General features: G+C 38.0%; 2 protein-coding genes. Both read right to left on the minus strand.

The annotated features are described in order from the left end of the window. Positions 1 to 225, minus strand: a 225-nt coding sequence (locus B3I52_RS01785) for a four helix bundle protein (RefSeq protein ID WP_293297951.1), incomplete at its 3' end; no start/stop codon positions are given. A 383-nt stretch (positions 226 to 608) separates the two neighbouring features. Further along, a complete protein-coding gene (locus B3I52_RS01790) occupies positions 609 to 1,460 on the minus strand; it encodes an ABC transporter permease (protein WP_293297954.1) in 852 nt (283 codons plus the stop codon). Positions 1,461 to 1,827: the final 367 nt, after the last annotated feature.

The raw sequence follows: 1,827 nt of genomic DNA on the forward strand, positions 1-1,827 counted from the left end.
AAGCAATAATGCACTACGGGTGACATAGAATTTTTTTTTATCCTTAGCAGTTTCTCTCCCAAAACCTTCGGCAAGGTTATCAGCTATAGAAAGTGCAGCCCTTCTAATTTGGGAAGTTAAAGCATAGTCTTCCTGTTTTGGCAAATTTGCACTTAACTCAAAAATGCTAACTGCGTAATCCATTGCAAGTTTCCACACGGGCATCTCAGTAAAGTCTTTGTACATGAGGATTGAGGGTTAAGGGTTAAGGTTAAGGTTTAAGGTTGAGGGTTAAGGTCGGTTTAACTTAATCTTGTAATCAGTCTCAATCTCGGTCTTGAACTCAGTCTCAGTCTCAATCTCTATCTCTATCTCTATCTCAATCTCAGCCTCAATCTCAGTCTAAATCTCTATCTCGATCTCAGTCTTAATCTCAATCTCAATCTCAATCTCGGTCTCAATCTCAATCTCAATCTCAGCCTTGCTCTCAGTCTCAATCTCAATCTCTATCTCTATCTCAATCTCAGCCTCAATCTCGGTCTCAATCTCAATCTCAGTCTAAATCTCTATCTCGATCTCAGTCTTAATCTCAATCTCTATCTCAGCCTCAATCAAAAATACAAAACACTTTAAACGGTATCCACAAAATTCTTCTCTACTTTATTAAACACCACAATACCTACCAGCAAAACAACTAAGGTAATGCCTGTGGTATAGCCAATGGCTGCCCAGCTAAATGCTCCTTGACCCAAAAAGCCGTACCTGAAAGTTTCTATAATTGGAGTCATAGGGTTGTATTCGATGATCCAAGAATAAGTAGGGTAATTTTCTACGGCAGTACTTAAAGGGTAAATAACAGTAGTAGCATACATCAACAACTGCACACCAAAAGTTACTAAAAAAGCTAGGTCACGGTATTTGGTAGTCATTGCCGAAATAAGCATACCTGCACCCAAACCTAATAAAGCCATTAAAACCACTATTAGCGGGAATAAACTAATGGCCCAAGTAACGTTAAATACCGCACCTGTAAAATAATAATAGGCCATTACCATCAAGAACAATAAAAATTGTACCCCAAACCTCACCAAATTGCTCACTACAATACTTAGCGGCATAATTAATCTAGGGAAGTACACCTTGCCGAAAATGTTGGCATTATCTTTAAAAACGGTGGAGGTTTTGGTTAAGCAATCGGCAAAATAGTTCCAAGCGGTAATGCCCGCCATATAAAATAGCGGTTGCGGTAAACCGTCGGTACTAATTCCGGCTAAATTTCCGAATACAAAGGTAAAAATAAGGGTAGTTAGCAAAGGCTGGATAAAGAACCATAATGGCCCTAAAATGGTTTGTTTGTAGAAGGATACGAAATCTCTACGTACCAATAACCAAAGTAAGTCGCGGTAGGCCCAAGTATCCTTCAGTTTAAGGTCTAAAAGGGAGTTTTGAGGTGCTATGCTCCAATCGTATTGTTGATTCATTCGTTTTTTGTTGTTGGTTATTTTATGCTCGTTTTTCGTTGTTCGATATTTGTTGTTCGATAGACGACAAACGATGGACGAAAGAGGATCTATTATTTTAAACTACTTATTAATTTATTGAGCATCATTTTAACGGAAATAATTTCGGGTGAGATAGCTAAATATTGCATTTCTGTAATATATTTTAACGTGAATTAGGGATAAGAAAATAAGTGTTGCGCTAGCGCTCTAAATCTCCGTTCAACTAATTTTCGGTCTCTTATTTTTCGGGTTACACTGATAAGCCAAAGCAATTACTTTGAAAGAAAAATAAGCAACCGAGAGTTTTTGTTACTTTTTGCGGCCAACCTGCGAAGCAAGCTCGAAG

The organism is Pedobacter sp. UBA4863 (genome assembly GCF_002399615.1).
Lineage (GTDB): Bacteria > Bacteroidota > Bacteroidia > Sphingobacteriales > Sphingobacteriaceae > Pedobacter.

Excerpts from the sequence above, each read along its gene's own strand:
- B3I52_RS01790 (WP_293297954.1), bottom strand. The coding sequence starts at position 1,460 with ATGAATCAACAATACGATTGGAGCATAGCACCTCAAAACTCCCTTTTA.